The organism is Acidimicrobiales bacterium, from assembly GCA_030747595.1.
Taxonomy (GTDB): Bacteria; Actinomycetota; Acidimicrobiia; order Acidimicrobiales; family MedAcidi-G1; genus UBA9410.
In genome coordinates this window covers 157,451-164,498 of sequence record JASLKK010000006.1, presented here as the reverse complement: position 1 = coordinate 164,498, position 7,048 = coordinate 157,451, and the positions used below count along the sequence as shown (strand labels likewise).

Below are 7,048 nucleotides of genomic sequence, written 5' to 3'. Positions count from 1 at the left end.
GCAGCAGTCGTAGCCGGCGCAGCAGTCGTAGCCGGCGCAGCAGTCGCAGCCGGCGCAGCAGTCGTCGCCGAAGCCGCCGACCCACTGTCGTCCGACGAGGTTGCATCGTCTACTCCCCCGCAGGCGCCCGCGAACAACGTGAACACCGCAAAGACCACCATCAAACGCAGCCGTAGATTCATCGGTCTGTTTCCTCCTCAAGCCACCAATAGGCGACACGGATGTACCGACCCCTCCGGTCGGATCATTTGACCCTACTGCACTATCTGATGGTCCGTCAGGTCCGACCAAAGGCCGCCTTACAGCAAGCCAGGAATGATTAACCGTCCTGTCCCACCGACCACCACCACCCGGTCGGATCAGGGACTCGGACGGCTAGCGTTCCTGTCCATGCCCCGGATGGAGATCGAGCTAACCAGCACACGAGAAGACGGCAACTGGACTTGGCGCGCTGCCGGAGCACGCCAACCCAAGGGTTCGGTCGGAGGATCACTCGTACCCACTGGCGCCGTCGTGGGCGATGTCCTGCGCGTCGAGGTCGAACAATTCATGGACGGTATTGAGGTGACCTCAGTACTGGCCGACAAGACCGCACGAGAGGCCCCGGCGCTACTTGAGATACTCGGATCCGGCGGCGACGAGCCCTTGGTCACGACACGACTAGCCGGCAAACGAAACCGTCGGCGAGATGACGACGGCCCACGTGGCGGTCGAGACCGTCGCGGCGGACGCGAAGGTGGTCGCGGTGACCGGCGCCGCCCGCGTGGTGACGGGGATAATCGCTCAAAGGCCGACAGTCCCCGAGGTGGCCGACCGGACGGCGGGGACCGCCGAGGGTCCAGCGATCGCCGATCCCGTCCACAACGTGACGGCGGAGGCGGAGACCGTCGCCCCCGCAAGCGGCCAGTTGACGACGCTGCCCAAAAGCCCCGGGCGAAGCGACTTCGGCCTCGCCGCACCCACCGAAAGGCGGCCCTGGCCGCCCTTCCCGAGGATCAAAAGCTGCTAGCCCAGATATTGCTGCGGGACGGCGTCCCCGGTGTACGTTCGGCCATCGAAGCCCAAAACAAGGCTTCCGAGGCAGCCGGTGAACCGCCGATCCCCGCCGCACTACTCCTGAAGCTGGCAGAACGGATCCACCCGTCGCTCCGGATCGCCGACTGGCAGGACCGGGCCGAGGCCGCACTGGCCGGTATCGACGACATCGACCTACGAGATCTGCGATCCGTCGTTGTGGCCGCCGAGCAGTCCGCCAAGGGCAAGGAGAACAAGGACCTCGCCGAACAGATTCGTGCGGGCCTTGCGCTACGGGTGGACCGCGAACAACAGGCCTGGCTCGCTGAGGTCACCTCGGCACTTGACGACGACCGGGTGGTGCGTGCTCTGCGACTCAGCTCGCGACCACCCAAGGCAGGGTCTCCGCTGTCCGCTCCCCTCCTCGATCGTCTGGCCACCATGGCGGCCGCTGGCCTCACCGCCGACACCAGCCAGGACCGTTGGGCCACCGTGCTGGACGCTGTATCCCTTTCGCCAGTTCACCTCCGGGTTGTGCCCGAGGGTCTGCCCGCAGAACCGAACGAGCAGTTGCTTGCAGCTGTCAAGCGACTCTCGATGAGCGTGCCCGACATTGCCAAGGCGTTCGGTATCGAGCCCACTCCGCCGCCCCGTGCCCGCCGGGGGCGCACTCGTTCCTGATCGGGACCTCTCAGTAGGGTCGACGACATGACCGTCCATTTCGAGATTCGGGACCGCGTAGCGGTCATCACCTTGGATCGACCCGAAGCCCGTAACGCCGTCGACCATCAGTTAGCAGTCGATCTCCAGTCGGCCATCGACAAGTTAGAGGCGGATGACTCCCTCTGGGTGGGTGTCATCACCGGCGCCGGACCCGCCTTCTGTGCTGGTGCCGACCTCAAGGCGGTGGCCTCTGGAAAAGCGGACCTTGCCACCGATCGTGGCGGATTCGCCGGCATTGTTCGTCGCGAGCGAACCAAGCCGATAATCGCTGCGGTCGAAGGCCCTGCCCTGGCCGGTGGGTTTGAGATAGTCCTGGCTTGTGACCTGGTAGTAGCCGGCTCTAATGCCCGGTTCGGAATTCCGGAGGTCAAGCGTTCGCTCATTGCCAACGCGGGTGGGCTGATTCGCCTGCCACGGGCCATCCCTCGAAACTTGGCCATGGAGATGGCGCTGACCGGTGATCCGATCAGCGCCGAGACAGCCCACCACCATGGTGTGGTCAACCGCCTGGTGGAAGCGGGAGGAGCATTGGACAGTGCCATCGCATTGGCCTCTGAGATCAGCGCCAATGCCCCGCTCGCCGTCCGGGCGTCACGTCAGGTGATCATCGAGGGTGCCCTTTTGGACGACGATGAGGCCTTCGCCCTGAGTGCTGAGGCAGCCCGCGACGTCTTACGCTCAGAGGATTTCCAAGAGGGACCACGGGCCTTCATCGAAAAGCGCGCCCCCAACTGGCTGGGTCGCTAAACCGGAGTCACCGATACCGGCACTAGCGAACCACCAGTCAGACGAACAGGACCCCGTTGGGGACCACCTCGTAGTCAACGAGGAAGGCCGCCAGTCCGTCGGCGAGGTCAGTCGTTTCAAGTTGATCGAAGGACGTCCAGGCCGCCTCGTCGGCATCGGAACCGGCGGCCGGAGAAGCATCATCGAGGATGTCCACCCGAAAGTTGACTATCACGAAGTGGTGGTCAACACCCATCCGCTCCACCCACCCCAGCATCGGGCCACAGAGACCCTCCAGACCGGACTCTTCACGAAGTTCTCGCACGACGGCCGCCACCAAGGCTTCGCCGGCTTCAACTCGCCCCCCTGGAAGCGACCAGCGACCACGTCCCGGATCGGTGCCACGTCGGATCAGCAGCAGCCGGTCTTCGTCGACCACCACAGCCCCCACGCAGAGTTCCGGTCGGCCAATCACTGAACGGTGAGTAGGCGAGGGAACCTTCACCGACCGTCCAACCATCGATGGACAATGATGGCCCTTGCCACCATGCCCTGGGATTCGAAGAAGTTCTTGGTGGCGCGGTCTCCAGGCAGGGCCGTGGACTGGATGGCCACCGCTCCCCGCTCCATGGCGTCAGCCTTCAGAGTCTCGATGAGGATTTCGCCAACGCCCACTGACCGAGCCTCTGGATCCACGAACAACTCGTCAACCGTCGCCTGGAGGCTTCCGTCGGACACCAAGGCCACGGTCATCAGGCCGTAGCCAACCGGAGTTCCGTCGATGCATCCCAAGAGAACGGTCGCGTCGGGATCCTCGACCGCGGCCATAACCCGTGCGCCGGGATCGACACGATGCGGATCCAGTCGTTGCACCACGTCGCCGCCCTTCTTGTCAGGCAGTTCGGCCCGAGCCCCCGCGGCCAGGCACCCCAGGACTTCGGCATCGGCCAGTACGGCAAGTCGAACCGATTCCTCCATCAGACCCACACGCCCATCAGGACCGCTCCTCCATCAGACGACTCTTCCCCATGTAGGCCCCCACCGGAGCGCGATATTCAGGAAATCGGTCCTCCACAATGCCCGCACTCCCCCGATGAGGCAACCGCAGAGGCCTGGACCAACAGGAAGCAGTGAGGACAGTGGAGTTCGTCATCCTGACGTTCGACAAGGTCTCCGGGAGAGACGTTGGGCGCTGCCGCCTTGACCGACGCCTCCTCCTCGTCCTCGTCTTCGTCGTCGTCAGCGGCGGCGGCGATCCGATCGCGAAGGATGGCATCCAGATCGTCCTCGACTTCGTCGTCGTCCTCTTCCTCCTCGTCGGAAGTGGGGTCACCGACAGGACGGGCGCCCTCTTCGTCCTCATCTTCGTCGTCGGACTCATCAGATTCATCGGCACCAGCCGGGTCATCTTCACCAGGAGCATCATCGTCCACCTCGTCGTTGAGGTCGTCGAGGTCGTCGACATCCAACTCAACGCCGTCTTCGGACGGGTCGCCTAAATCCTCGCTGGAGGGTTCGTCGGTTTCGGTATCACTCATCAGGGCCTCGAAAAGGTTTCTTATGGGCTAGCGGCGGGAGCATAGACAGGTTCTCGGCCCGTGCGATCCACCACGGAGCATCGGGCCGGTCTGGAGCGTCGCCAACACCAGGGGTAGCGAATCTCTGGTCCGGGTCGTCAACTGGTTTGCGAATCTCTCGACGCCCGCTTCTCCTCGGCCCGACGCTCAGCGTCCAAGCGTTCCAGTTCGGGTTCTGACGAATGATCGACGAAGGCCATCATCTCAGCGATGGCATGATGGCCCGCCACATCGCCGATAAGGCGGTGCATCTGCTGAGCCACCTCGCGGTACGACGGGTGCCCCTGTGGCGTAGATCTCAACTCAAGGACGTGCATGGCCTCTCGCGCGTTCATGTGCATCATGTACCGCACCCGGTAGGCGAGCGACACGGCATACGGAGCCTGCTCAGGGAAAGGCTCGAGAAGCGCATCGTGGAGATCACGTGAACGTTCCATGGCGGCATCGAAGCGACCGCCAACGCCGGCTTCGTCCACTTCGGGTGGTCGTACGTAGCCATGGTCCGGGCTGAGCCGTTGCCAGTCGATGGTCATCATCCGGTGGCGCTGCATGTCGCGGAAGGCGCCGTAGTCCGACAGCACATCGAAGCGGTAGGAAGGCCGCTCCAACGCACGTCCCGGGCGGTGACGTCGATGAGCCCGGTCACCAACCATGGCCCGCAGGACAGATAAGCGCTGATCGACGGTCATCGAACGAACCCGGGCCTCAACTTCACGGTCGGAGCGGTTGGTGGCCGGGTACAACGCCGAAGCCACCAACTTGACCTCAGCATCGGGATCGAAGTCGGTGAGGTCGACGGTGGGCGAACCGGCTGCCGGCTCCTCCGCCGGGAAGTAGCCCTCCGCCAGGTCCTCCAGGCGTTCCCGTATGTCCGCGGAATAGGCGCCGATCTCGTCGCCCCGGTCGGGCAGGTCGACCCGTTTCAGGAACGATGGGATGACCTTCCGGAGTTCGGTCAGCATCAACGCTGAATAGTCGCGAGCCTCAGGCAAGGGATGGGCCCGCATCCTGACCAGCAACGACTCGTAGGCCTGCCCCGTCCCGTAGATGCCCACGTTGGACAGCGAGGCGGACGGAAGCACGCCGCGGACGGCGTCGAAGGCCTTAGCGGCTACCGCCTGCCGGTAGATGAAGTCAGAGTCCGATGGCGCCTTGGCGATACGGCCACGGAAATGCTCGTTCATCTCCCGGACGAGGTCGGCGTAGACGTCGAAAAGCCGATCCATGTCGGAGATGTAGCGGGCCCCCAACGCCGAGGCCAGGATTTGGGGATCCCGGTGATAGCGGTACCGCCCGCCCAGACGGGAGTCGTAGGCGATGTAGCGAGTGGACTGCTCGAGGTACGCCATCAGGCGTCCCCATTCCAGGATCTTGGTCAGCAGATTGGAGGCCTGCTCACAGGCCAGGTGCACGCCCCCGAGTTGGGCCACGCTGTCGTCGCCATACTCGAAGAAGACCTTGTCGTAGAGTTCTTCGGCACGACGTAGGCCCACGGTGGCATCAATACTCTCGTCGCCAGACACGTCGAGTTCACCCACGAACTCCTCGAGGAAGAGTCGTCGGAGGCTCTTGTCGGACCTTGAATAGCGGGCGAACAATGCCCCCTTGACCACTTCGGGCAGATTGACCAGAGCGAAGACTGGCTGGTCCAGGTTCGTGAAGTAGCGCCGGAGGACGTCGGCCTCGTCGGCGCTGAATTCCTCGGAGGCATACGTGGTCACGAGCGCCGAACCTATGCCGCGACAGGCCCCGCGGCGCGGACGCCCCGACAGCCCCAGCTCAGGCGTGGACGGCGGCGAACTCCGCCCGTGCAGCGTCGAGTACCGAGGGGTCAGTCCAGCAGTCGACCATCGTCAACGCCATGACCTTGGCTCCGTCCACGATGGCCTGATCAGCCTCGGCCTCTGCCGCGTAGCGAGCAAAGTCCTCGGTGTGGATGGCCGTCCCGAATGGAGCGACCTTGATCATCGGATGGATTCCCGGCACCAGGTAACTCACGTTGCCCATGTCGGTGCTGCCTACAACCTGGTGGCTGATAGTTGGCTCGACGACGCGTCCGAAGGCCGCAGCGTTGGCTATATAGCGATCGAGTAGGGCCCGGTTATCGACCACCTCGTTGTATCCCCCATCGATCCATTCGACCTGGATGCCGCATCCTGCGGCAGTTGCACCGGCTTCCAGACAGGCCACCAACCGGACCTTGAGCGCCTCTAGTCCTGCCAGAGACGGTGAGCGGGCGTACCAGGAGGCCACGGTCCGGCGAGGCACGATATTCGCCTTGTCACCCGACTCGATGAAGATCCCGTGGAGACGCTCATCCGGTGCGATGTGCTGACGGAGGGCCGCCACGTTGCCGTACCCCAACACCATTGCATCCAATGCATTCAAGCCCTTCTCCGGCGCCGCCGCGGCATGAGCGGCCCGACCCTCGTAGACGACCCGGGCCTGCTGGATCGCCAGGCTGGTGATGTTCTCAAGGTCGGCGTCCGCCGGGTGGACCATCATCGCCGCGTCCACACCGTCAAATGCCCCCCGGCCAGCCATGATGACCTTGCCGCCGCCTCCCTCTTCGGCGGGTGTCCCTAGGATCCGGACCCGACCGCCGAGTTCAGCGGCCACCGTCGCGGCAGCCAGACCGGCGCCCAGACCGGCCGTGGCAATCACGTTGTGGCCACATGCATGACCGATCCCCGGCAGGGCGTCGTACTCACAGAGCACAGCGAGCACCGGGCCCTCGGTCCCTGCATCCGCCTCAAACGCCGTCTCCAAGCCATAGGCACCACGGACTACCGGCAGCCCCTCTTCCGCCAGCACATTCGTCAACAGTTCGTGGGCGACGTGCTCCTCGAAGTTCAGCTCCGGTTCAGCATGAATGGCATGAGAGGTGGCCACCAACCTTTCGGCCAGTTCGTCGACCCGGTCACAGACCCGGGTACGGGCTTCAGCCACGAGATCGTCTGGGAGGGGATGGTGGTTGGGAGTGTCCATCTGTTGAGCGTAGCCACCAG

Annotated in this window: 8 protein-coding genes; 2 read left to right on the top strand and 6 right to left on the bottom strand. The window is 64.2% G+C overall.

Features of this window, described 5'->3' with window-relative positions; translation table 11 throughout:
- Nucleotides 1-182: hypothetical protein (locus tag QF777_06825; protein ID MDP6911266.1), on the bottom strand; the 182-nt coding region annotated here is incomplete at its 3' end.
- A gap of 208 nt (nucleotides 183-390) precedes the next feature.
- Here QF777_06825 and QF777_06820 point away from each other — a divergent pair.
- Together QF777_06820 and QF777_06815 are read left to right on the top strand one after the other, a co-directional pair.
- Nucleotides 391-1,695, top strand: coding sequence for a hypothetical protein (locus tag QF777_06820; GenBank protein ID MDP6911265.1), 1,305 nt, complete (start codon nucleotides 391-393; stop codon nucleotides 1,693-1,695).
- A gap of 27 nt (nucleotides 1,696-1,722) precedes the next feature.
- Nucleotides 1,723-2,484, top strand: coding sequence for a crotonase/enoyl-CoA hydratase family protein (locus QF777_06815; GenBank protein MDP6911264.1), 762 nt, complete (start codon nucleotides 1,723-1,725; stop codon nucleotides 2,482-2,484).
- A gap of 37 nt (nucleotides 2,485-2,521) precedes the next feature.
- On the opposite strand, the gene QF777_06810 is transcribed toward QF777_06815, so the two are convergent.
- The 5 genes from QF777_06810 to QF777_06790 form a co-directional block, all read right to left on the bottom strand.
- Nucleotides 2,522-2,938, bottom strand: a complete 417-nt coding sequence (locus tag QF777_06810) for an NUDIX domain-containing protein (GenBank protein ID MDP6911263.1) — start codon at nucleotides 2,936-2,938, stop codon at nucleotides 2,522-2,524.
- Between the two features lie 26 nt (nucleotides 2,939-2,964).
- Nucleotides 2,965-3,441 carry a GNAT family N-acetyltransferase gene (locus tag QF777_06805; GenBank protein ID MDP6911262.1) on the bottom strand — a complete coding sequence of 159 codons (477 nt, stop codon included), beginning with the start codon at nucleotides 3,439-3,441 and terminating at the stop codon, nucleotides 2,965-2,967.
- A 77-nt stretch (nucleotides 3,442-3,518) separates the two neighbouring features.
- Nucleotides 3,519-4,001, bottom strand: a complete 483-nt coding sequence (locus tag QF777_06800) for a hypothetical protein (GenBank protein ID MDP6911261.1) — start codon at nucleotides 3,999-4,001, stop codon at nucleotides 3,519-3,521.
- A gap of 137 nt (nucleotides 4,002-4,138) precedes the next feature.
- Nucleotides 4,139-5,761 (bottom strand): FAD-dependent thymidylate synthase, encoded by a 1,623-nt coding sequence (locus tag QF777_06795; GenBank protein MDP6911260.1) that lies wholly within the window; start codon nucleotides 5,759-5,761, stop codon nucleotides 4,139-4,141.
- 58 nt (nucleotides 5,762-5,819) lie between these two features.
- A complete protein-coding gene (locus QF777_06790; GenBank protein MDP6911259.1) occupies nucleotides 5,820-7,028 on the bottom strand; it encodes a M20 family metallopeptidase in 1,209 nt (402 codons plus the stop codon).
- Between the last annotated feature and the right edge of the window lie 20 nt (nucleotides 7,029-7,048).